We start from the raw sequence: 25,311 nt of genomic DNA, 5'->3' as shown, positions 1-25,311 counted from the left end.
CACAACGAAAAAGGTAATAATAAAAAGGTTATATGTCTGAAGAGAGAGTAATAAGAATAAACAAGGTTTTAAGGGAATTAAATATTTCGTTAGAAAGAGCTGTTGATTATCTAAAAGATAAGGGAATTGCTATTGATGCAAATCCAAATGCAAAAATTTCTGACAGCGAATTTAATATCCTACAAAGCCAATTTGCGGGCGATAAGGGGAATAAGGAAGCTTCTAAAGAGGTAGGAGAAGAGAAGAGAAAAGAGAAAGAAGCATTACGTGTTGAACGTGAGAAAGAAATTGAGGACAAACGCAGACAAGACGAGGAGCGCCAAAAACAACAGGAAGTTATAAAAGCGAGAGCAGTTGTAACAGGACCTGTTCAAGTAGGTAAAATTGATTTAAACCCTAAGAAACCTGCAGTTGTTTCTACTCCTGTTGAGGAACCAGTGAAAGCTGAAGAACCAAAAGTAGTTGTTACTCCAACTCAGCCAGAAAAACCTGTTCAAAAAGAAATCGTACAGCCAGAGCCTGTAGTTGCTCCGGTAGTTTCTGAAGAGAAAAAGGTAGAAAAACCTATTATTACAGAGAAAAAAGAAGTAAAAGTAGAGGCTCCAAAAGTAGCGCAGGAACCTGTTGTTTCAACTGATCCTACGACTGCCGAGGAAACCATTACAACACAATATCAAAAATTATCTGGAACTACTCTTACCGGGCAAACAATTGACTTGTCTCAATTTAACAAGCCTAAAAAGAAGAAAGAAGATCCTAAGATTACTCCTAATAAACCAGGAGCTCCGGGAGCCGGAAATAACGCTAATAAAAATAAGCGTAAAAGAATCGCTCCTAAACCGGGAACTCCGGGTGCACCAAAACCTGCAACAGGTAATGCGCCAGGAACTCCAAATCCTAATAAAATTACACCAAATACTGGTGGTGGAGGTTTTAATGCTAACAGAAGTGCAAGACCTGGTTTTGTAAAAGGAAACCGTCCTGCGATTGTAGCAAAAGTTGAGCCTACTGAAGAGGAAGTAAAAAACCAAATTAGAGAAACTCTTGAAAAACTTCAGGGTAAAGGAGGAAAATCTAAAGCGGCTAAATACAGAAGAGATAAGAGAGAAACGCACCGTCAGAAATCTGATGATGAGCAAAGAGCACTTGACGAAGGAAGTAAAACGATTAAAGTTACCGAGTTTGTTACTGTAGGTGAAATTGCAATCATGATGGATGTGCCGATTACTAAAGTAATTGGAACTTGTATGTCTCTTGGTATTATGGTTACCATGAACCAACGTTTAGATGCTGAAACTTTAACAATTGTAGCTGATGAGTTTGGTTATGAAGTAGAGTTTATCACGGTTGATATCGAAGAAGCTATTGAGGTAGTTGAAGATAAAGAAGAAGACTTGGTAGTTAGAGCGCCAATCGTTACTGTAATGGGTCACGTCGATCACGGTAAAACATCTTTGCTGGATTATATCCGTAAAGAAAATGTTATTGCCGGAGAGTCTGGAGGTATTACACAGCACATTGGAGCATACGGAGTAACTTTAGATAATGGTCAAAAAATTGCATTTTTAGATACACCGGGTCACGAGGCGTTTACTGCGATGCGTGCACGTGGAGCTCAAGTTACCGATATTGCTATTATAGTAGTTGCGGCAGATGATGATATCATGCCACAAACAAAAGAAGCGATTTCTCACGCACAAGCTGCGGGAGTGCCAATTATATTTGCAATCAATAAAATTGATAAACCAAATGCGAACGTTGAGAAAATCAAAGAGCGTTTGGCTAGCATGAATTTACTTGTTGAAGACTGGGGTGGAAAAATTCAATCTCATGATATTTCTGCAAAAGTAGGAACAGGGGTAAAGGAGTTATTGGAAAAAGTATTATTAGAGGCTGAGATTTTAGATTTAAAATCAAACCCTAATAAAGCGGCTCAAGGAACTGTTGTTGAGGCGTTCTTAGATAAAGGAAAAGGGTATGTTTCTACAATTTTAGTTCAACACGGAACTTTAAAAGTTGGAGATTATATGTTGGCTGGTAAGCATCATGGTAAGATTAAAGCTATGCATGACGAACGCGGACATATTGTTAAAGAAGCGGGACCTTCGACTCCGGTATCTGTTTTAGGTCTTGATGGAGCTGCAACTGCCGGTGATAAGTTTAATGTTTTTGAAGACGAAAAAGAAGCGAAACAAATTGCTTCTAAGCGTTCTCAATTAATGCGTGAACAATCAGTACGTACACAACGTCATATTACACTTGATGAAATTGGACGTCGTATTGCTCTTGGGCAATTTAAAGAATTGAACGTGATTCTTAAAGGAGACGTTGATGGATCTGTTGAAGCATTATCAGATTCATTCTCTAAATTGTCTACAGAAGAAATTCAAATTAATATCATTCATAAAGGTGTTGGAGCAATTACTGAAACCGACGTTATGTTGGCTTCTGCTTCAGATGCGATTATTATCGGATTTAACGTTCGTCCTGCAGGAAATGCGAGACAGCTTGCTGATAAAGAAGAAATCGATATCCGTTACTACTCTATTATCTACGCTGCAATCGATGACTTGAAAGATGCAATGGAAGGAATGTTAGCTCCTGAGATGAAAGAAGAAATTTTAGGAACTGCTGAAATTCGTGAGATTTTCAAAATTTCTAAAGTAGGTTCAATCGCTGGTTGTATGGTGATGGATGGTAAAATTATGAGAACTTCTAAAATTAGAGTTATCAGAGAAGGAGTGGTCGTGCATACAGGAGAACTTGTGGCATTGAAACGTTTCAAAGATGATGTTAAAGAAGTTTCTAAAGGATATGATTGTGGTATTCAAATTAAAGGTTACAATGACATTGAAGAAAGAGATGTTATTGAAGCTTACCATGAAGTAGCAATCAAAAAGAAATTGAAATAATATTTGATACTTATATTCTAAAGTCCCAACGAGAGTTGGGGCTTTTTTTATATAGATATTCTTAAGAAAGCATGAAATTTCTGAATTAAATAATATTTCGTTTATTTCAATTTTAATGCTATTTTTGGTTAAAAATATTTGATTATGAGACAATTTATATATGCGGTCGCTCTTTCTTTGAGTTTTTCTACAATCTCTTTTTCGCAGGAAGCAGTTGAAAAGAGTGCGCCACCTGCGGGGAATGCCGTAGTAGGAGATTATTATGGTGCCGATGTTTCTATGGCTTCGGAAACTAAAGCGATCACGGTCGAGAAGTTAAAAAGTGAATTAGAAAAGACTCGTAAAGCTGAAAAAATCTCGGTAAAAGGAGTGGTAATCGATGTGTGTCCAAAAAAAGGCTGCTGGGTTACTGTGAAAACAGAGGATGGTTCTCCGTTTTTTGTAAAAATGAAAGACTATGCTTTTTTTGTGCCAACAGCATTAAAAGGAAAGAGGATTGTACTGGAAGGTACTGCCGAGAAGAAAATTACTTCTGTCGAAGAGTTGAAGCATTATGCTAAAGATGCCAAAAAAACAAAAGCGGAAATAGATGCGATCACCAAGCCAAAAGAAGAAATACGATTTATGGCGGATGGAATTAAAGTGGTCAATTAATATGGCTTTTTGATTTATAATTCGATATTTAGATTTTAAAGTCCCAACGAAAGTTGGGACTTTTTTATTGGGTAAATCTCAAACGGAAATTACAGATTAGGGTGAAGGTGGTCAGGATGAAATTCTAGAGATTGGTTGTTATTGTGTTTGTATTCATAAAATGAAACAGAAAGACAGAATATATATGAGGGTTTTGTTTGGTGGAATTGATTTATTTGTAGGATTGTTTTTTTTTTTTTTTATAATATTGGATGTATCTGTATTGATTGTATGTTTTGTATGAGACTGAAACTATTTCATATTATGACCGGTTTTTGGGGTAGATGATTCAAGTTCGGGAGAGATGTGTGTAAGTTTACAAATGTGGAGGAGATGAGAATGGTGATGCTGGATTTGCTGCACGGCTATCTTTCTGATGAAGTAATACCAAATAGTTTGTTGCTGTTGACTCCGTCTCCTGAACAAGTTTATGATACTTTCAAATTTGATTTGGAGTGCGCCAGAAGAGTATCAAAATCTAAAGATCAGATTCGTTTTTTGCAGGTGGTTAGTGATGCCGCTTTGTCTTTTCCGCATGCGGTCAGATTGTTTGAGATTGTTTTAGGAATTGATATCGATGAGCTGCTTACGCCAAAGTTGTATGTGCTTATGCGTCGGGTGATGACAGATGAGGGGTAGTTGACGTATACGACAAAGAATTTTTACAATCACGAACGGCCTTTTATGGTGAACAAACAAAAAAAACTGCACTCCTTAAAAGGAAGAAGTTTTGTGAATAGTTGTTTTTTTTCCGTCAGGACACGCTGCGGTAGGCTGGGCATTGGCTTTGGTGTTCAGTGAAATCTTTCCATGATAGAGAAGGGGAGATTGTTGAACGTGGACATGATTTTGGCGAAAGCCGGGTGGTTTGTGACGCATATTGGTATAGAGATGTTGTGAAAGGCAAGGAAATGGGAAAGACAACTTTGGATTGTCTTCGTGCCAATGCATCTTTCAATACCGATTTAGAGTTGGCTAGGGAAGAAGTATTCCGGCTTTAGAAACAAGGAAAGCTTAGGGGTAATACTTCTTTCAAAGAGGCTTAATTAACTTGTAGAACGGATGTTTTTGAAGTTGGATAAGGGGTGTAAAAAAAGGCAATTTCGATTGTGAAATTGCCTTTTTTTTGTGCTATTTTGTTTTGAATCGGAGATTACTTCCCGGGCTTTAGAAGAAACACGCTTTTGTATCTCTTTTTGATGTCTGCCAGGTTCTTTTCAGCTTCTATTCGGGTCTTGAAATTGCCTACAATTACTTTATAGTTGGGAGTATTGAAGATTATGGTCCCGTCTATAGTGTTGTATTCTCTTTTGAAATCCGATAACGTTTTCTTTGCTTCTTCGCTTTTACCGCTGAAGATTTGGATTTTGTAAGTATCGTTTGTACTTATTGCTGTGTTAATTTTGCGTTTGTCGTTCAATAATTGCTCGAATTTAGGATCCTGATTTAGTGTTAAATTTTGATCCTGAGCATGAATATTATAAGCTAAAGTGAACATTGTTAGGGTGAAGAAAACTCTTTTTGAAGGGGTTAAAATTCTCATAATGTGATGGTTTTTGAGCAAAAATACTATTTAAAATTAGTATGTGAAAATTTGATATTATTTAGAATTGATATAAATTGATATTTAAGACTATTTTAAGGTTTTGAGAATAACACATAAGTCGTATTTTTGTGCAAGTTTTAAAAGAAGGTATTAGTTTTTCGTTGATTTACTACAGAAAAAATCATACCAAAAATTAGTAGATAATTATTATACTATATGAAAAAGGTGGGTAACCATAATTCGATCTCAAGAAAATTGCTGCTTAGCTTATCGCTAACGCTGCTTTTCTCCCTAACTTCATTTGCTCAAGATCCTGCTGCTCCTGCGGCGCCTGAAGCTGCTGCTCCGGCTGCAACTGCTGGTGGTGATCCGGTAAAAGGGAAAGAACTTTTTAATGCAAATTGCGCTGCATGTCACAAATTAGATGCCAAATCAACAGGTCCTGCTTTACGAGGAGTTGCTGCAAAGCATGACGTAGCCTGGATCTACAAATGGGTTCACAACAGTTCTGACATGATTAAGTCAGGTGATCCTGTAGCAGTAAAACTTTTTGAAGAAAACAACAAGTCAGTAATGACTTCTTTTCCTCAATTATCAACAGGGGATATTGACAATATTCTTGCGTATACTTCTGAAGTAAAAGCTGAACCGGCGGTTGCTGCTGGTGGGGCTGCAACTCCTCCTGGAACAAATGTAGACGGTGGAGGTATTTCTAATAATATTATTTTAGGTGCGCTTGCACTTGTAATGGCTATCTTGGTAGTGATGTTGTTCATGGTGAACAAAGTGTTGACTAAAGTAGCACGTAATAATGGTATTGAAGTTGCTCCTAAAGAAGCTTCAACTCCAATCTGGAAAGCATTTGCCAGAAACCAATTCTTGGTATTGGTGACTGCAATATTCTTGCTATTGGCAAGTGGATATTTCGTTTACGGATATCTAATGCAGGTTGGTGTGGATCAAAACTACGAGCCAATTCAGCCAATTCACTATTCTCATAAGATTCACGCTGGTGATAACGAAATCAATTGTAAATATTGCCACTCTGCTGCTCGTGTGAGTAAAACTGCTGGTATTCCATCTTTGAATGTTTGTATGAACTGTCATAAAAACATCTCTGAAGTTGCTGAAACTACTGCTACTCCTGAGTATAGCAAAGCGTTTTACGATGCTCAAATCCAAAAGTTATATGATGCTGTTGGTTGGGATAAAGCGAAACAAGCTTATACCGGAAAAACACAGCCAGTAAAATGGGTTCGTATTCATAACTTGCCTGATTTTGTTTACTTCAATCACTCTCAACACGTTACTGTTGGAGGTATTGAATGTCAAACTTGTCACGGTCCTGTGGAGGAATTTGAAATCATGAAGCAATACTCTAAGTTAACAATGGGATGGTGTGTTGATTGCCATAGAAAAACTGATGTTAAGATGGAAGGAAATGCTTACTATGATAAAATTCATGCTGAACTTTCTAAAAAATACGGTGTAGAGAAATTGACTGCAGCGCAAATGGGAGGTTTAGAATGCGGTAAATGCCACTATTAATCGAATTATTAAGATTTTAATATTTATATACAATGTCATCAAACAAAAAATACTGGAAAAGTGTTGAAGAACTAGAAAATAGTTCTATTGTTGAGGCGCTTAGAAATAACGAGTTTGTTGAAGAGATTCCTACAGATGAATTCTTAGGGAATGCAGATGCTTTAGCTTCATCTGGAACTTCACGTCGTGACTTTTTAAAGTACGTAGGATTTAGTACTGCGGCAGTTACACTTGCTGCGTGTGAAGGTCCTGTGCACAAGTCTATCCCTTATGTTTTACAACCAGAGCAAATCATTCCTGGTGTTGCAGATTATTATGCAACTACTGTATTTGATGGTTTTGATTTTGCTAATCTTTTGGTAAAAACTCGTGAGGGTCGTCCAATTAAAATTGAAAACAATACAATCGCTGGTGCTAAATTTGCAGCTAATGCGAGAATTCACGCATCTATCTTAGGATTGTATGATAGCGCTCGTTTAAAAGAGCCAAAAGTAGATGGTAAACAAGCTACTTGGTCAGCTGTTGATTTAAAAATTAAATCAAGTTTAGCTGAAGCAAAAGCTAAAAACCAACAAGTTGTATTATTAACGAATACACTTGCAAGTCCATCTACTGAAAAATTAATCGCTGAATTTATTGCTAAAAATCCAAATGCTAAGCATGTTGTTTATGATGCAGTTTCTTCATCTGAGGCTTTAGATGCTTTCCAAGCTGTATATGGTCAAAGAGCTTTAGTTGATTATGATTTTTCAAAATCTAATTTAATTGTATCTGTTGGAGCTGATTTCTTAGGAGACTGGCAAGGTGGTGGGTACGATAGTGGATATGCAAAAGGACGTATTCCACAAAACGGAAAAATGTCACGTCATTTCCAATTCGAATCAAATATGACATTATCCGGAGCAGCTGCTGATAAGCGTGTTCCAATGACTACTGCTGTTCAAAAACAGGCTTTAGTTCAAATATATAACATTATTGCGGGTGCTTCTGTTCCTGTTACTTTAGATGCTGCTTCTAAAGCTGAAGTAGTGAAAGCTGCTCAACAATTAAAAGCTGCCGGATCTAAAGGGGTTCTGGTATCCGGAATCGAAGATAAAAACGCTCAGTTATTAGTTTTAGCTATCAATCAAATTTTGGCGAGTGAAGCTTATACTACTGCAGGAGCAAGACAAATTAGAAAGGGATCGAATGCTGTTGTTTCTCAATTAATTAAAGATCTGAATGCTGGAAGTGTTCATACTTTAATTATGAGTGGAGTTAATCCTGTTTACACTTTAGCTGATTCATCTGCTTTTGCTTCAGGATTGAAAAAAGTGAAAACATCTGTTGCTTTTTCATTAAAAGAAGATGAAACTGCTTCAATTGTTACTGTTGCTGCTCCGGCTCCTCATTATTTAGAGTCTTGGGGTGATGTAGAAATAACAAGCGGAACTTATAGCTTAACGCAACCAACGATTCGCCCTATATTCAATACCAAACAATTTCAGGATGTTTTATTGTCATTAAATGGTGCCGGAGGTACTTTTTATGATTATTTAAAAGCTAATTCTTCAGCATTTACTGCAGGATCTTCTTGGAACAAAGTATTACACGATGGTGTTGCAGTAGTTGGATCTGCTGCATTGTCTGGAGGTGCTGTTGATGCTGCTACCGCTGCAAATGCACTTGCAAAATCTAAAGCAGCTGGTGATTTCGAGTTAGTATTATATACTAAAACGGGATTAGGAGATGGGCAACATGCTAATAACCCTTGGTTACAAGAATTCCCGGATCCAATTACCAGAGTTTCATGGGATAACTATGTTACTGTTTCTAATGCTGATGCTAAGAAATTAGGTTTGTCTAATGAAATCGTTGCTAACGGTGGTTTGAACGGAAGTTATGCTACTATTACTACTGCTGACGGGTTTAAATTAGAAAACGTACCGGTTATTGTTCAGCCAGGACAAGCTGTTGGTACAGTTGGTTTAGCAGTTGGTTACGGTCGTAAAGCAGCTTTAAAAGAAGAAATGCAGGTAGGTTTAAATGCTTACGCTTTATATAAAAATTTCAATAGTGTTCAGTCTGTTTCTATTGCTAAAGCAAATGGAGAGCATGAGTTTGCTTGTGTTCAGGGACAAAAAACATTAATGGGTAGAGGGGATATCATTAAAGAAACTACCCTTGATGTATTTAACAAAGAAAATGCGGAACATTGGAATCCACAGCCAATGGTATCTTTAGATCACCAGGAAGTTAAAGCTACAACAGTAGATTTATGGGAATCATTTGATCGTTCAACAGGACATCACTTTAACCTTTCTATCGACTTAAATGCTTGTACAGGTTGTGGGGCATGTGTTATCGCTTGTCACGCAGAGAACAACGTTCCTGTTGTTGGTAAAGCAGAGGTAAGAAGAAGCCGTGATATGCACTGGTTGCGTATTGACAGGTACTATTCTTCTGAAAGCACTTTTGAAGGTGATAACGAAAGAAAAGAAAATATTGCAGGTTTGTCAAGTTCATTATCTACATTTAATGAAATGGAAAAACCTGGAGACAATCCACAGGTTGCATTCCAACCAGTAATGTGTCAGCACTGTAACCACGCACCGTGTGAAACAGTTTGTCCGGTTGCTGCAACATCTCACGGTCGTCAAGGTCAAAACCACATGGCATACAACAGATGTGTTGGTACTCGTTATTGTGCAAACAACTGTCCATATAAAGTACGTCGTTTCAACTGGTTCTTGTACAACAAAAACAGTGAATTCGATTATCACATGAATGATGATTTAGGTCGTATGGTATTAAACCCAGACGTAAACGTTCGTTCTCGTGGAGTTATGGAAAAATGTTCATTCTGTATTCAAAGTACACAAGCTGTTATTCTTCAGGCAAAACGTGAAGGTAGAGTTGTGGCAAAAGATGAGTTTAACAATGCCTGCGCTTGTTCTGCAGCTTGTTCATCAGGAGCTATGGTGTTTGGAGATGTAAATGATAAAGAAAGCGAAGTTGCTAAGTTAGCAGAAAGCGAAAGAATGTATCATTTATTAGAGCATGTTGGTACAAAACCGAACGTTTTCTATCATGTAAAAGTTAGAAATACTTAGTAAAATTATTAATTAGAAACAATATAAAGGATTATGTCGTCTCACTACGAAGCACCCATTAGAAAACCTTTAGTTATAGGTGATAAATCTTATCACGATGTAACAGTAGATGTAGCTGCACCTGTTGAGGGGCCTGCAAACAAACAATGGTGGATTGTATTTTCAATCGCATTAATAGCCTTCCTTTGGGGGTTAGGTTGTATAATTTACACTGTATCTACAGGTATCGGAACATGGGGATTAAATAAAACAGTTGGTTGGGCCTGGGATATCACGAACTTCGTTTGGTGGGTTGGTATTGGTCACGCCGGAACATTAATTTCTGCGGTATTATTACTTTTCCGTCAGCGTTGGAGAATGGCTATTAACCGTTCTGCTGAAGCGATGACTATCTTCTCAGTAGTTCAGGCAGGTTTATTTCCAATTATTCACATGGGGCGTCCATGGTTGGCATACTGGGTTTTACCTATTCCAAATCAGTTTGGATCTTTATGGGTAAACTTTAACTCGCCATTACTTTGGGACGTATTTGCAATTTCAACGTATCTTTCGGTATCATTGGTTTTCTGGTGGACTGGTTTATTACCTGATTTTGCAATGCTACGTGACAGAGCAATAACACCTTTCAATAAAAGAGTTTATTCTATCCTAAGTTTTGGATGGAGCGGTAGAGCAAAAGACTGGCAACGTTTTGAAGAAGTATCTTTAGTACTTGCAGGTTTAGCTACTCCACTTGTACTTTCTGTACACACTATTGTATCGATGGACTTTGCTACTTCGGTAATTCCGGGATGGCATACTACGATTTTCCCTCCGTACTTCGTTGCAGGAGCGGTATTCTCAGGATTTGCAATGGTAAATACCTTGTTGATCGTAATGAGAAAAGTGTCTAACTTAGAAGCTTATATTACACTACAACATATTGAGTTAATGAATATTGTAATCATGATTACAGGTTCTATCGTAGGGGTAGCGTATATCACTGAGTTATTCGTAGCTTGGTACTCAGGTGTAGAGTATGAGCAATATGCGTTCTTAAACAGAGCTACCGGACCTTACTGGTGGGCATATTGGTCGATGATGACTTGTAACGTTTTCTCTCCACAGTTCATGTGGTTCAAAAAACTAAGAACAAGTATCATGTTCTCCTTTATTATTTCGATTGTAGTAAACATCGGAATGTGGTTTGAAAGATTCGTAATTATTGTTACTTCTTTACATAGAGATTACCTTCCATCTTCTTGGACAATGTTCTCACCAACATTTGTTGATATTGGAATTTTCATCGGAACGATTGGTTTCTTCTTCGTATTGTTTTTATTGTACTCAAGAACATTCCCTGTAATTGCTCAGGCAGAGGTGAAAACAATTTTGAAAGGAACAGGAGATAATTATATTAGAGAAAGAGCAGCAAATAAAGATTCACACCATGAGTAATAAAGTAATATACGCCATTTATAATGACGATGATATTTTGATGGATGCAGTAAAGAAAACCAGAGCTGCTCATCATCATATTGAGGAGGTTTTTACTCCATTCCCAGTTCACGGATTGGATAAAGCGATGGGCTTAGCACCAACAAGATTAGCAATTTGTGCATTTTTATACGGATGTGTTGGTATTTCTGTTGCAACATTCATGATGAGTTATATCATGATTCATGACTGGCCTCAGGATATTGGTGGAAAGCCAAGTTTCAGTTTCATTCAAAATATGCCATCTTTTGTGCCAATTATGTTTGAGATGACTGTATTTTTTGCTGCCCACTTAATGGTTATCACTTTTTATATGAGAAGTAGATTATGGCCATTCAAACAAGCTGAAAATCCTGATGTAAGAACAACAGACGACCATTTCTTAATGGAAGTTGCTGTAAATGATAACGAAGCAGAACTAGTTTCTTTTTTCGAAGGTACAGGAGCTGTTGAAGTTAAAGTAATTGAAAAGAATTAATTGTAGCTATGAAAAGGATATATAAAATAACACTTTTAGTTGGTATAACTATTTTAGTTTCATCTTGCCACAATAATTCGGCACCAAACTATCAGTATTTCCCAAATATGTATGAATCTGTTGCTTACGAGCCATACACAGAAGCAAAAATATTTAAAGGAGGAAAAGAAGGACAACTTCCTGTAGAAGGAACTATCAATAGAGGTTTTGAACCTTACGAATATGAAAATTCAACTGCGGGTTATGAATTAGCGAAAGCCAATTTAAAATCACCTTTGAGTGAAGCAGATAGAAATTCTGGAAAAGGTAAAGAACTTTTCGAAATTTACTGTATCAGCTGCCATGGTGCAACTGGAAACGGTAAAGGTAAATTGGTTGAAAGAGAAAAATTTCTTGGAGTACCTAGCTACAAAGACAGAGTTATCACTGAAGGAAGTATCTTTCACGTTGAAACTTATGGTTTAAACGCAATGGGTTCACATGCAAATCAATTAAGTGCCCACGAACGTTGGTTAGTTGCTGACTATGTTCTAAAACTAAAAAGCCAATTATAATTGTTGAACAAACTGATCGTAATAGATATGTATACATTTTCAAGTAAATTAAAAACTTTTTCTATCATCCTAATGGTTCTTGGCCTATTAGGAATTGGGTATGGTTTTTTAAGTGCGCCTAAAGATATTCAAGAAGTTGAAAAAATACTAGCTGCAGATGCTCATGGTTCTCATGGTGCTGCGCATGGTGAAGCTGCCGAAGCTTCTCATGAAACTGCAGGTCATGAAGCTAAAGAAGCTTCACATGAAGGTGCTGCGCATGCAGAAGCTCCAGCAGTTTCTCATGATACAGCAGTAGCTTCACATGATTCACTTAAAGGTGCTGCGCACGCAGAAACTCCAGCAGTTTCTCATGAAGCTGCAAAAGCTTCACATGATTCACACGAAGGTGGAGAGCATGCGAAAGTTGATGCCGCAGGTGAACATGAAAAACATTTGGAGCATGTATTGCACCAATTGCAAAACAAACCATGGTCGGCACTATATGTTGCTTGTATTTTCTTTTTACTACTTTCTATGGGAGTTTTAGCATTCTATGCTATTCAACAAGTTGCTCAGGCAGGTTGGTCTCCGGTATTGTTTAGAGTAATGCAGGGAATCACAGCTTACTTACCTGCTGGTTCTGTTATATTCTTTATCATTTTAGTACTTTGCGGATTGCATTTTAACCACATCTTTGTATGGTTAGGAGAAGGAGTTACAGATCCAAAACACGCTAACTATGACGCTATCATTGCTGGAAAAGCAGGTTACCTGAACTTTCCATTCTGGATCATCAGAGCAGCAATCTTCTTAATAGGATGGAACTTATACCGTCACTATTCAGCAAAAAACTGTTTGGCTCAGGATGAAGCTAATGATGACCTATACTACAAAAAGAACTTTAAGTTATCTGCAGGATTCTTAGTTTTCTTCATCGTATCTGAGTCTATTATGTCTTGGGACTGGATTATGTCATTTGATCCACACTGGTTCAGTACATTGTTCGGATGGTATGTTTTTGCTTCTTTCTTTGTAAGTGGTATCACTTCAATCGCATTAGTAACAATCTACTTGAAATCTAAAGGATATTTAGAGTATGTAAATACAAGCCACATTCACGATTTAGCTAAATTCATGTTTGGTATCAGTGTTTTCTGGACATACTTATGGTTCTCACAGTTTATGTTGATCTGGTATGCTAATATTCCTGAAGAGGTTACTTACTTTGTAACCAGAATTCAATTATACAACTTACCATTTTTTGGAGCTGTAGTTATGAACTTTGTGTTCCCATTATTAATATTGATCAATACAGACTTCAAACGTCTTAGCTGGGTTATTGTAATGGCCGGTGTAGTGATCTTATTAGGACACTATGTTGATTTCTTTAATATGATTATGCCAGGTACAGTTGGAGATAAATGGTTTATTGGAGTTCCTGAAATTGCCTCTATTCTTTTCTTCTTAGGATTGTTTATTTTTGTAGTGTTTACTGCATTAGCTAAAGCTCCTTTGTTAGCAAAAAGAAATCCTTTCATTGAAGAAAGTAAACATTTTCATTATTAATATTTAAAGAAGTAAACAGATGACAAGTTTGTTGGTAATTATAGTTTTAGTTTTATTAGCAGTTGCTTTGTGGCAATTGACCAAGATATTTGATCTTACTCAGGTAGGATCTTCTTCGGACGATTCTCAGGTTGCATCGGATAATGATAATAATGTTCAGGGATATATCATGTTTGGCTTTTTGGCATTCATTTATATCTTTACGATTTACGGTTTACTAAAATGGGGTGGTTTAGCACTTCATACTCCTGCTTCAGAGCACGGACTTTTAGTAGATAATTTAATGAATATTACTTGGGTTTTAATTTTTGTAGTTCAATTTATTACACAAGGATTATTATACTGGTTCTCTTTTAAAAACAGAGGAAATAAAGATAAAAAAGCTTTATTCTTTGCTGATAGTAATAAATTAGAAGCAATCTGGAGTATTATTCCATCTGTAGTGTTGGCTTGTTTGATCCTTTACGGATTGTACGCTTGGAACAACATTATGTTTGTGGATAAAGACGAAGATGTAATCGAAATCGAATTATACGCACAACAATTTAAATGGACAGCAAGATATGCTGGTCAGGATAATGTTTTAGGAAAAGCAAACGTTCGTTTAATCGAAGGTATCAACACATTAGGAGTTGATATGTCTGACCCTAACGCTCAGGACGATATTATTGTTTCTGAATTGCATATTCCAAAAGGTAAAAAAGTACATTTCAAAATGCGTTCTCAGGACGTATTACACTCAGCTTACATGCCTCACTTTAGAGCGCAAATGAACTGTGTTCCTGGAATGGTTACTGAATTTGCTTTTATTCCAACGTATACAACTTCTGAATACAGAGAATTACCATTTATGGTAGAAAAAGTTGCGCACATCAACAAACTTAGAGCTGAAAAAAGCGTTGAGTTAGTTGCTAAAGGAGGAACAGCTTTAGATCCTTATACATTTGACTATTTATTATTATGTAATAAAATTTGTGGAGCTTCTCACTACAACATGCAAATGAAAGTAGTTGTGGATACTCCGGAAGAGTATAAAAAATGGTTAAGCGAAAAAACTACATTAGCTCAGGATATTAAAGCCGCTGCTGCTGCAGATGCTGAAAAAAAGGCTGGTGAAGAAGCAAAAGCGAGCACTGATAGTACAGCTAAAGATACTGTGAAAGCAGTTATCGATACGGTTAAGGCAGTTGTAGCTAAAGTGGCTATGAAATAATATTATTAAGAAAATTTAAAGTACACATATATGTCAGCAGAAGCGCACGGTCACGATCACGGACACGATCACGAGCACGAACATCATCATAAAGACACGTTCATTACTAAATATATTTTTAGTATTGATCACAAAATGATTGCTAAGCAATATTTAATTACCGGTATCATTATGGGTATTATTGGTATTGCAATGTCTTTGCTTTTCAGAATGCAATTGGCTTGGCCAGAAGAGTCTTTCAAAATCTTTAATGTTTTATTAGGAGATAAATTTGCACCTGATGGTGTAATGGCAAATGATATTTATTTGGCCTTAGTTACAATTCACGGTACCATCATGGTATTCTTTGTACTGACGGCCGGTTTGAGCGGAACCTTTAGTAATTTATTGATTCCACTTCAAATTGGAGCGCGAGATATGGCTTCCGGATTTATGAATATGATTTCATACTGGTTGTTTTTCGTATCTGCTGTAATAATGTTATGTTCATTATTTGTTGAAGCTGGACCAGCATCTGCGGGTTGGACAATTTACCCTCCATTAAGTGCTTTACCTCAAGCAATTCCAGGTTCTGGAACAGGTATGACTTTATGGTTAGTTTCGATGGCTATCTTTATTGCATCTTCTTTAATGGGATCTTTAAACTACATTGTAACAGTAATCAACCTTAGAACTAAAGGAATGTCTATGACAAGACTTCCATTAACAATCTGGACATTTTTCGTAACAGCTATCATTGGTGTTATTTCATTCCCTGTATTGTTGTCTGCTGCTTTATTATTGATCTTTGACAGAAGTTTTGGTACTTCATTCTTCTTATCTGATATCTATATTGCCGGAGAAGTTTTACACTACCAAGGAGGTTCTCCTGTATTGTTCGAACACTTATTCTGGTTTTTAGGACACCCTGAGGTTTATATTGTAATCTTACCTGCAATGGGACTTGTTTCTGAAATTATGGCTACGAATTCTCGTAAACCAATTTTTGGATACAGAGCGATGATCATGTCGGTTCTTGCAATTGCATTTTTATCTACGATTGTTTGGGGTCATCACATGTTTATTTCAGGTATGAATCCTTTCTTAGGATCTGTATTTACCTTCACTACTTTATTGATTGCAATTCCATCTGCTGTAAAAGCGTTCAACTGGATTACAACTTTATGGAAAGGTAACTTACAATTCAACCCTGCAATGTTATTCTCTATCGGAATGGTTTCTACTTTCATTACGGGAGGTTTAACTGGAATTATTTTAGGAGACAGTACTTTAGATATTAACGTTCACGATACTTACTTCGTAATTGCTCACTTTCACTTAGTAATGGGTATCTCTGCACTTTACGGAATGTTTGCTGGTATTTATCACTGGTTCCCAAAAATGTACGGTAGAATGTTGAATAAAAACTTAGGTTACATTCACTTTTGGATAACAGCTGTTTGTGCTTACGGAGTTTTCTTCCCAATGCACTTTATTGGATTAGCTGGTTTACCAAGACGTTACTATACAAACACGAACTTCCCATTATTTGATGATTTACAAAATGTGAATGTTTTGATTACAACATTTGCTCTTGTAGGAGGTGCGTTCCAATTGGTATTCTTATACAACTTCTTTAGTAGTATTTTCTATGGTAAGAAAGCTGTTCAGAATCCATGGAAATCAACAACATTAGAGTGGACTACTCCGGTAGAACATATCCACGGTAACTGGCCAGGTGAAATTCCTCATGTATATCGTTGGCCTTATGACTACAGTAACCCAAATCACGATGTAGATTTTGTACCGCAAAATGTACCAATGAAAGAAGGTGAAGAAGTTTTACACCACTAAAAATATTTTAAAAGACTGTCTGAAAAGACAGTCTTTTTTGTTTATACAAGTTTCTGATAATGAAATTTTCGACCATTTAGTTGATCGATTATAATGCTGCGTTCAACTTTTCAATTGGATAGCTACAGTTTTGAAAGTCTTGTTTTATATGTTCTATGATAGTATGTTCGCATAGTTTCTGATGTGGATGTACCGGTTCTGGATTTTTCATTGGTTAACAGTTTAATCGATCTGGATATATAAAGTGAGAAAAATAGTATTGTAAGGATTTGAGCGATAGATAATTGTCGTATATTTATAGAGAAGTTGGTTTGATTTTTCATAAGTAAATTATCCCCCAATAACATGAAGGTACTACTGATTCCTAATACATTTTTGAGTTTTTTTAAAGACCGAAAAGGAGTTTCTTTTTTACGTGAAAACGATAAGATTATTAGACAGTTTATACTGACCATTTTTTTTATTGGAATTGGAATCTGGTTTATCAAGCATGAGCGATCAGAGTTGCGAGAAGTTAAAGACGCAATTGCAAATGCCAGTTTTTTTTGGGTTTTGTCCGGAGTTGCTCTCGCTTTTATTTATGTATCACTTCAGGGGTTAATGTATTTTGCCTCCTTTAAAGCGGTTCAGAGTGAAATATCTTTTAAGCAGGCCGTGATTTTATTTTTGAAACGAAATTTTGTCAGCGTTTTTTTACCGGCAGGTGGAATTTCTTCTTTGGCCTTTTTTACAAAATCAATTGAAAAGAGTGGAGTAAAACCAACTAAAATTCATTTTGCTTCCATCGTATATGGTTTTGTGGGGATACTTTCGGTTATCATTGTTGCCATTCCGGCTTTGATGTACTCTTTGTTTCAGGGAACTGCCGGATCTGGAGAATGGTATGCGTTGGGAGCTGTCATTGTCTTAAGTTTAAGCATCTTTTTTATTTACGATTCGATTCTGAAAAAGGGGAGCTTATACCGTTTGATCATAAAGTTTCTCCCCTCTGCGGTGGTTTTTCTGGATGATTTACAACAGAACGAAATCATAAAGAAGAATTTTTTGGAGGTTGTCTTTTATTCTGTTCTCATTGAGTTTGTCGGAATAGCTCATTTGTATATTGCAATGATTGCTTTGGGCTTTACACCTTCACTTCCTGCCGCTTTAATGGGCTATATTATTTCGGTTATATTTTTGATCGTTTCCCCCTTTCTCCGTGGGCTTGGTGCTATCGAAATTTCGATGAGTTTTATATTGTTACAATTTGGCTTTGATAGCGTAAGTGCGATAGCTATTACTTTTTTATATCGTTTCTTTGAATTTTGGATTCCATTGTTGGCCGGGGCATTCATTTTTGCATTCAATGCCAATAAATTATTGATGCGTGTTGTGCCTTCTTTTTTGCTTTTTGTTTTGGGATTAGTAAACATAGTATCCGTTTTAACTCCGGCTATCTCAGAACGTTTACACATTTTGAAAAATATTATCCCTGTTTCGGCTATTAAAGCCTCGAATTATTTTGTGATAACGGCTGGCTTATTTATGCTGGTGAATGCTGCTTTTATGCTAAAGGGGCTCCGTAATGCCTGGTGGTCTGCTGTTTTTTTAACCACTATTTCAATCATCGGGCACCTTACCAAAGCGATCGATTATGAAGAAGCTGTAATTGCCCTGATTGTACTCGTTAGTTTAATTATTACCCGAAAAGAATATTATATAAAAAGTAGCTCCCATTTGCAAAGCATTGGACTAAAAACGGTTTTAATTAGCATTGCAGCAGTTTTATTGTATGGGATCCTGGGATTCTATTTTCTGGATAAAAAACATTTTGATATTGACTTTCATTGGCAGGAATCCATAAAATATGCACTGCAAAACTTTTTTTTGATCGGGAGCTCAGATTTGGTACCGCTTGACAGATTTGCAAGACACTTTTTACTATCGATCAACATCTGTGGCTTTTTATCAATTGCATTTCTAGTTTTTGCTTTAATACGGCCTTACACCATAAAAAAAGAAGCGGTTGAAGATGATTTTTTGTTGGCATCCGAGCTTTTGAAACAGTATGGTACTTCTTCTTTGGATTATTTTAAAACCTATGATGATAAAAACATCTTTATCGCTGAAAGTAAAAAATCTTTTCTGGCGTATCGCGTGGCCGATAATTTTGCTGTAGTCTTGGAAAACCCCGTAGCGACATCAGTAGATGAAATCAAACAATGTATAATCGAATTTGATGTTTATTGTTACGAGAACGGCTTAAGAAGCATTTATTATCGGGTACCGGAAGACAACCTAGAATTGTTTGCTTCACTGCACAAAAAAAACTTATTTATCGGACAGGAAGCTGTTGTCGATCTGTCTGTATTTACAATGGAAGGAGGAGCCAAAAAATCATTGCGTAATGCGATCAGTAAAGTCAAAGAGAAAGGCTTTCAAACAACAATTCATACCGCACCCGTAAAAGACGGATTGCTGCAAAAAATAAAAGCAGTAAGTGATGAGTGGCTCTTGAGCACCGGGAGAAGTGAAATTGTTTTTTCGCAAGGCAGATTTGAGTGGGAAGAGCTCAAACAGCAAACCATTATTACAGTAGAGAATGCCGAAGAGAAAATAGTAGCCTTTTTAAATGTCATTCCTGATTTTGCCAAAGGTGAAGGGACTTATGATTTGATTCGCAAAACAAATGATGCCCCAAACGGTATCATAGATTTTATACTTTTGGAACTTTTCGCTTATTTAAAATCTCAGGGCTGCACTTCTGTTAATTTAGGATTGGCGGCAATGAGTGGAATTGAAGATGCAGATACCTTTCCTAAAAAATCTATGAAGTTTGCTTATGAAAGAATAAAATATTTTGCGCACTACAAAGGGTTGCGAGATTTTAAAGAAAAATTCTCTCCCGTATGGTACAACAAATACTTAGTTTATACACATGATTATGATTTATTACAGGCTCCATTAGTTTTAAACAAAGTAGTAAAACCATAAAAGAGAATATGAAATCGAGGAGAATAGGACGGGTAAATTGGATTAGGATCATGGCAATAGTCTGTATTATTACCTGTATTTCTGATTTTATGGTGTTATTTTTATTAGGAAGATATTATCGGGGATATAGTCAGTTACAGAATACTATTAGTACTTTGGGAGCAACAGTGAGTCCGGTTTCAGGAGCAATTTCGATATGGTGGATAGTAATTGGGATCGTATTTATTTTTTTTGGAGTCATTTTTAAAAGGGCGTTTGATGAAGACCGTATAGAAGTAATGATTGCTTCTTTACTAATTATAGTCTACGGGTTAGGAGAGGGGATTGGCTCGGGGTTATTTAAAGCAGACCTAATAGACGGCAAAAAGTCACTTTCATATCTTTTACACAATATTGTTGGTGGTATAGGAATTGTTGCTGCTTTGTTATTGCCTTTAATGATGTGTAAAGTAATTTCAAAAGAGAATAATCCTCGTTTTTATTATTTTTCGTGGATCGTTTTTATCATTGGAAGTATTACCATGTTATTATTTGATATTCATTTCTCTTCGGATACAGGGGCTTTAATAGCTTCGTACAAAGGGTTGTGGCAAAGGCTTTTTTTGCTGAATCTTTATGTTTATTTTATTTCAGTTTCGATCATAATGTATAATAAGAGTACTATAGTTTAAGATTTCGTAATGTTAAAAAATAATTCAAATGAACAAAATCATAACACTTCTTCTATCGTTTTTTATTTTTAGTACTAATGCTTTTGCTTTAACAGCAGACACGATAAGGGTTGGAGCATTTGGTAAAGTCATGATATATAAACCTAAAACAGAACCGATTGCGGTTGTATTGTTTGTGTCAGGGGATGGGGGATGGAATAGTGGTGTTGTTGAAATGGCTAAAAACATTGCCGATCAGGGTGCTGTGGTAGCGGGTATTGATATTCAGCATTATTTTAAGGAAATAAAAAAAGAAAAATCAAAATGCTATTACCCGGCTGGAGATTTTGAAGAGCTTAGTCTGCTACTGCAAAAAAAGATAAAGATGAAACAATATCTAAAGCCAATATTGGCCGGATATTCTTCGGGAGCAACTTTAATTTATGGAATGCTGGCTCAAGCGCCTGCCAATACTTTTAGCGGAGCCATTGCCTTGGGTTTCTGTCCTGATATAGAAACGGACAGGACTTTATGTGATGGTGCGGGACTGACTTCACATGTTTTAAAAGAAGGGAAAGCTTATTTTCTTGAAAAAACAGAAAAATTATCGGCTCCTTTTATCGTGCTTCAGGGAACTACAGATCAGGTTTGTAATTATGCCGACACAAAAAAATATATGGAAGGCATGAAGCAGGGAAAATTAATTACATTGCTCAAAGTGGGACATGGATTTTCTGTTACTAAAAATTGGTTACCACAGTTTATTGATGCGTTCAGGGAAATTTTAAATGCACCAACCTATAGCGAACAGAAATCGCAACAAAATTCTTTACTTAAAGAACAACATTTGACACCTTTGCCTTTTGAAATGCCGTTAACATTGATTCCGACAAAAAATAAAGACGAAGCTTTGCCCATTGCCTTTTTAATTTCAGGGGATGGAGGATGGACAAGTTTTGACCAATCTGTTGGTGAAGCTTTGGCAGAGAAGGGAATCGCAGTAATAGGATTGGATGCCCAGAAGTACTTTTGGAATGCAAAAACTCCTGGCGAGACTTCGAATGCAATAGCTAAAGCTGTTGAACATTATTTACAACAATGGGATAGAAAAACATTTATACTTGCGGGGTATTCCTTTGGAGCTTCTGTAATTCCATTTGCTGCGGGTAATTTTTCAGAAGCATTAAAAGAAAAATTAAAAGGGCTGTATTTATTGTCCCCTGATGTGAAAGCAGATTTTGAAATTCATATTGCAGACATGCTGAGTATGGAAAGTTCAAGTGATACTTATGATGTGATTTCTGAAACAAAAAAAGTTAAATCCTATAATCCGATTTGCTTTTTTGGAGATGAAGAAGATGCTGCAACCCGCAACAAGTTTTCAGAATCGGGGATTAAAACAATTGAGTTGCCAGGCTCACACCATTACAATAATGACTATAATAAAGTTGCAGAAAGTATTCTGAAAGAAATCAAATAAAGTAGGGATTTTAAAAACAAAACAAAACGAGTCCTTTTGTTAAGCAAAAGGATCGCTAAATATTGTTTTTTAAGTTGTTGTTTTTTAAGTGCTTGAAAATAATTTTAAAAAAAAGTATTTTTTGAGGTAACAAATAGTATAGCAGTGCATCAAAAGAGAAACTTTAAAAAATTAAACATTATGAAAACTAAATCAATTTTACTTGTCGTGTTAATGCTTCTTATTTCAAAATCTGTTTTTTCTCAAACTGCCTTTAAGGTCGATGTAAAAGGTAAAGGAGCACCTGTGTTATTATTTCCTGGTTTTGGCTGTACAGGAGAAGTGTGGAATGAAACCGTAGCCGAACTATCTAAAAATTACGAATGCCACATTTTTACTTTTGCAGGATTTGGTAATGTTCCTCCAATTGAAAGCCCATGGTTTTCTACAATAAAGGATCAAATTATTTCCTATGTAAAGACCAAAAAGCTAAAGAAAGCGACATTAATTGGTCACAGTCTGGGAGGGACTTTAAGTTTGTGGCTGGCCTCTGAAGAAACCAATTTGTTCAAAAAAGTGATTATCGTTGATGCCTTACCTGCAAGTGCAGCTTTAATGATTCCCAATTACAAAGGAGAAGTTATTCCGCATGACAATCCGCAAAGCAAAATGATGCTGGCTATGGATCAAAAGACATTCAATGCCATGAATTCTCAGACAACTTCATACATGTGCCTGAACAAAGAAAAGCAAAAAACAATCAACGAGTGGATGAATGTTGCGGACAGAAAAACTTATGTATACGGTTATATTGATATGCTTAATTTAGATTTACGCAAAGAAATAGCCAAAATTAAAATTCCGGTAGTAATTTTAGCAGCAACAAATCCGGATCTTGCTACAGTACAAAAAACGTATACCGCTCAATATGAAAATCTGCCGTCTGTTAAAATTTATTACGCAGCAAACTCAGCTCATTTTGTAATGTATGATCAACCGGAGTGGTTTATGGAAAAAGTAAAATCAGAAATAAAGTAGGGTGATTAAAAGAGAACAATTTAACGAGATATACAACAAACATTACAATAAAGTGTTTCGTTTGTGCAAGGGTTATTTTTGTGGAGATGTTGCATTAGCATCAGATGCAGCTCAGGAAATTTTCATAAAAGTATGGGAAAATTTAGATACATTCCGAAATGAATCGAGTATTAGTACCTGGATTTATAGGATTACAGTAAATACATGTCTTCTCTATTTACGCAAATCTTCTTCCAGGAAAGAAATCAGGGCAGATGTTCTTCCTCAGGTTGCTTCAGAAACCTATTCAAACGAAAAAGAAGAACAACTTCAGCAAATGTATCAATGTATACAAAAGCTTGAAGAGACCAACAAAATGATCATTCTGATGACCTTAGACGGTATAGAATATCCGGAAATATCAGAAGTAATCGGGATAACCGAAGAAACACTTCGGGTTAGAATCCATCGAATTAAAAAAAGTTTAACGCAATGTGTACAAAATGAAAACATTTGAAGAATTACAAAATATTTGGGATCAGCAAGCAGAATCCAATACAAAACCAGCTGCCACTGATATTATTAACAAAGCGGAGGCGCATACAAAAAAAATTAAACGCAACCATTTTTGGACCAGAGCAATTTTGAGTTTAACTTCGATCATACTAATCTCTTATTATATTTGGGTAGGGGCTTATAAGCAAACATTATTTAGTTTTGGATTGGGGATTATGATTACAATGCTCGTATTTCGTATCGTTTTAGAGTGGATTAGTGCAGAAAAATTAGAGCATTTAAAAACAGATGTTCCCTTAATTGAATATAGTAAACAGACACAGCAGTTTTATCAATGGAGAAAAAAAATCCACTATATTTTTACCCCCATAATTTACCTGACCTATATTGCCGGTTTTACATTCCTTTTACCCATTTTTAAAGAAAATTTCTCCAGCGGCTTTTACCTTTATATCGTATGTAGTGGTTTTGGTTTCTTACTGTTGTTCGGGCTATTGATGATAAGAATCATTAAGAAGGAAGTAAAGCTCTTAGACTTCTTAAAAAACATTTCTTAAAAAGAGTATTGGAAATCAAATGGCGGATAACATCGGGTTGTTCGCCATTAATCCGACAAAGGAATGTTATAGAGTATAGAGTATAGAGTATAGAGTATAGAGTATAGAGTATAGAGTATAGAGTATAGAGTATAGAGTATAGAGTATAGAATTTGGAATTTTTTATTTGAAATTTAACTGTTTTACAAACTGATTTCTTTGTCTATCTTTGTAAAATGAATGAAAACTTAGATCCCACCACAAAAGGATACAATCCGGAAGAATTAGATCTTGAAAAAAGATTGCGTCCGCTGTCATTTGATGATTTTGCAGGACAAGATCAGGTTTTAGAGAACCTAAAGATTTTTGTTGCTGCGGCTAATCAGCGTGGTGAAGCACTCGATCATGCCCTTTTTCACGGGCCTCCGGGATTAGGTAAAACTACTTTGGCTAATATCCTGGCCAATGAGCTTGAAGTGGGAATTAAAATTACTTCGGGACCCGTTCTGGATAAACCGGGAGATCTGGCAGGATTGCTTACCAATCTTGACGAAAGAGATGTTCTGTTTATTGATGAGATCCATCGTTTGAGTCCTATTGTCGAAGAATATTTATACTCGGCTATGGAGGATTTCAAAATAGATATTATGATTGAATCCGGTCCGAATGCCAGAACAGTGCAAATCAATCTGAATCCTTTTACTCTGATAGGAGCTACAACGCGTTCGGGATTATTGACGGCTCCAATGCGAGCCCGTTTTGGAATTTCATCTCGTTTACAATATTATACTACTGAACTTTTGACGACAATTGTCGAAAGAAGTTCTTCTATACTTAAAATGCCCATTTCATTAGATGCCGCTATCGAAATAGCCGGCAGAAGCCGTGGGACGCCTCGTATTGCGAATGCATTATTGCGAAGAGTTCGTGATTTTGCACAAATAAAGGGGAATGGAACTATAGACATCGAAATTGCACGTTATGCCCTAAAAGCTCTAAATGTCGATGCGCACGGATTGGATGAAATGGATAATAAAATTCTGTTGACCATCATTAATAAATTTAAAGGAGGACCGGTAGGGCTTTCTACTTTGGCGACCGCTGTCTCTGAGAGCAGTGAAACCATTGAAGAAGTCTACGAACCCTTTTTAATTCAGGAAGGATTCATTATGCGTACGCCACGCGGACGTGAGGTCACAGATAAAGCGTATAAACATTTAGGAAAAATAAACACCAACATTCAGGGCGGATTGTTTTAATCCTGTTA

At 36.4% G+C, this 25,311-nt stretch carries 19 protein-coding genes; 18 read left to right on the top strand and 1 reads right to left on the bottom strand.

Annotated elements, in window-relative coordinates:
- Positions 1 to 32 precede the first annotated feature (32 nt).
- The 3 genes from infB to FLA105534_RS00630 all read left to right on the top strand — a co-directional run bounded on the left by infB (position 33) and on the right by FLA105534_RS00630 (position 4,244).
- On the top strand, positions 33 to 2,912 hold the full coding sequence (infB, locus tag FLA105534_RS00640) for a translation initiation factor IF-2 (protein ID WP_173964120.1): 2,880 nt from the start codon (positions 33 to 35) through the stop codon (positions 2,910 to 2,912).
- A 144-nt stretch (positions 2,913 to 3,056) separates the two neighbouring features.
- Positions 3,057 to 3,566, top strand: a complete 510-nt coding sequence (locus tag FLA105534_RS00635) for a DUF4920 domain-containing protein (RefSeq protein WP_173964119.1) — start codon at positions 3,057 to 3,059, stop codon at positions 3,564 to 3,566.
- A gap of 372 nt (positions 3,567 to 3,938) precedes the next feature.
- Complete coding sequence (locus tag FLA105534_RS00630; RefSeq protein ID WP_173964118.1) at positions 3,939 to 4,244, top strand: hypothetical protein; 306 nt, start codon at positions 3,939 to 3,941, stop codon at positions 4,242 to 4,244.
- A gap of 514 nt (positions 4,245 to 4,758) precedes the next feature.
- Here the strand turns inward: FLA105534_RS00630 and FLA105534_RS00625 are convergent.
- On the bottom strand, positions 4,759 to 5,148 hold the full coding sequence (locus tag FLA105534_RS00625) for an SPOR domain-containing protein (RefSeq protein WP_173964117.1): 390 nt from the start codon (positions 5,146 to 5,148) through the stop codon (positions 4,759 to 4,761).
- 219 nt (positions 5,149 to 5,367) lie between these two features.
- On the opposite strand from FLA105534_RS00625, the gene FLA105534_RS00620 reads away from it, so the two are divergent.
- The 15 genes from FLA105534_RS00620 to ruvB all read left to right on the top strand — a co-directional run bounded on the left by FLA105534_RS00620 (position 5,368) and on the right by ruvB (position 25,303).
- Positions 5,368 to 6,699: a c-type cytochrome gene (locus tag FLA105534_RS00620; RefSeq protein WP_173964116.1), complete on the top strand. Its 1,332-nt coding sequence runs from the start codon at positions 5,368 to 5,370 to the stop codon at positions 6,697 to 6,699.
- Between the two features lie 32 nt (positions 6,700 to 6,731).
- On the top strand, positions 6,732 to 9,791 hold the full coding sequence (locus FLA105534_RS00615; RefSeq protein ID WP_173964115.1) for a TAT-variant-translocated molybdopterin oxidoreductase: 3,060 nt from the start codon (positions 6,732 to 6,734) through the stop codon (positions 9,789 to 9,791).
- Positions 9,792 to 9,824: 33 nt separating this feature from the next.
- Positions 9,825 to 11,228, top strand: coding sequence for an NrfD/PsrC family molybdoenzyme membrane anchor subunit (gene nrfD, locus FLA105534_RS00610; protein ID WP_173964114.1), 1,404 nt, complete (start codon positions 9,825 to 9,827; stop codon positions 11,226 to 11,228).
- A complete protein-coding gene (locus FLA105534_RS00605) occupies positions 11,221 to 11,745 on the top strand; it encodes a DUF3341 domain-containing protein (protein WP_017498155.1) in 525 nt (174 codons plus the stop codon). Before nrfD ends, FLA105534_RS00605 begins: the two co-directional genes overlap by 8 nt.
- Before the next feature lie 8 nt (positions 11,746 to 11,753).
- Entirely contained in the window at positions 11,754 to 12,299 is a 546-nt protein-coding gene (locus FLA105534_RS00600; RefSeq protein ID WP_173964113.1) for a c-type cytochrome, read from the top strand.
- 27 nt (positions 12,300 to 12,326) lie between these two features.
- Positions 12,327 to 13,847, top strand: a complete 1,521-nt coding sequence (locus FLA105534_RS00595; protein ID WP_173964112.1) for a cation-translocating P-type ATPase — start codon at positions 12,327 to 12,329, stop codon at positions 13,845 to 13,847.
- Between the two features lie 19 nt (positions 13,848 to 13,866).
- Positions 13,867 to 15,060: a cytochrome c oxidase subunit II gene (locus FLA105534_RS00590; protein ID WP_173964111.1), complete on the top strand. Its 1,194-nt coding sequence runs from the start codon at positions 13,867 to 13,869 to the stop codon at positions 15,058 to 15,060.
- A 30-nt stretch (positions 15,061 to 15,090) separates the two neighbouring features.
- Positions 15,091 to 16,893, top strand: a complete 1,803-nt coding sequence (locus tag FLA105534_RS00585) for a cytochrome c oxidase subunit I (RefSeq protein ID WP_173964110.1) — start codon at positions 15,091 to 15,093, stop codon at positions 16,891 to 16,893.
- Positions 16,894 to 17,238: 345 nt separating this feature from the next.
- The gene (gene mprF / locus FLA105534_RS00580; protein ID WP_173964109.1) at positions 17,239 to 19,866 is read left to right on the top strand and encodes a bifunctional lysylphosphatidylglycerol flippase/synthetase MprF; all 2,628 of its coding nucleotides are present in this window, start codon (positions 17,239 to 17,241) and stop codon (positions 19,864 to 19,866) included.
- A gap of 50 nt (positions 19,867 to 19,916) precedes the next feature.
- Positions 19,917 to 20,537: a DUF998 domain-containing protein gene (locus tag FLA105534_RS00575; protein WP_173964108.1), complete on the top strand. Its 621-nt coding sequence runs from the start codon at positions 19,917 to 19,919 to the stop codon at positions 20,535 to 20,537.
- A 28-nt stretch (positions 20,538 to 20,565) separates the two neighbouring features.
- Positions 20,566 to 21,996, top strand: coding sequence for an AcvB/VirJ family lysyl-phosphatidylglycerol hydrolase (locus tag FLA105534_RS00570; RefSeq protein ID WP_173964107.1), 1,431 nt, complete (start codon positions 20,566 to 20,568; stop codon positions 21,994 to 21,996).
- Positions 21,997 to 22,176: 180 nt separating this feature from the next.
- The gene (locus tag FLA105534_RS00565; protein ID WP_173964106.1) at positions 22,177 to 23,013 is read left to right on the top strand and encodes an alpha/beta fold hydrolase; all 837 of its coding nucleotides are present in this window, start codon (positions 22,177 to 22,179) and stop codon (positions 23,011 to 23,013) included.
- A gap of 1 nt (position 23,014) precedes the next feature.
- A complete protein-coding gene (locus tag FLA105534_RS00560) occupies positions 23,015 to 23,509 on the top strand; it encodes an RNA polymerase sigma factor (RefSeq protein ID WP_173964105.1) in 495 nt (164 codons plus the stop codon).
- Positions 23,496 to 24,065, top strand: a complete 570-nt coding sequence (locus tag FLA105534_RS00555) for a hypothetical protein (protein WP_173964104.1) — start codon at positions 23,496 to 23,498, stop codon at positions 24,063 to 24,065. Before FLA105534_RS00560 ends, FLA105534_RS00555 begins: the two co-directional genes overlap by 14 nt.
- A gap of 215 nt (positions 24,066 to 24,280) precedes the next feature.
- Positions 24,281 to 25,303 (top strand): Holliday junction branch migration DNA helicase RuvB, encoded by a 1,023-nt coding sequence (ruvB, locus tag FLA105534_RS00550; RefSeq protein ID WP_017498167.1) that lies wholly within the window; start codon positions 24,281 to 24,283, stop codon positions 25,301 to 25,303.
- The last annotated feature ends 8 nt before the right edge of the window (positions 25,304 to 25,311 follow it).

Source organism: Flavobacterium collinsii (assembly GCF_902804485.1).
Classification (GTDB): domain Bacteria; phylum Bacteroidota; class Bacteroidia; order Flavobacteriales; family Flavobacteriaceae; genus Flavobacterium; species Flavobacterium collinsii.
The sequence above is the reverse complement of the archived record's forward strand: the minus strand, read 5'-3'. Positions and strand labels throughout refer to the sequence as shown.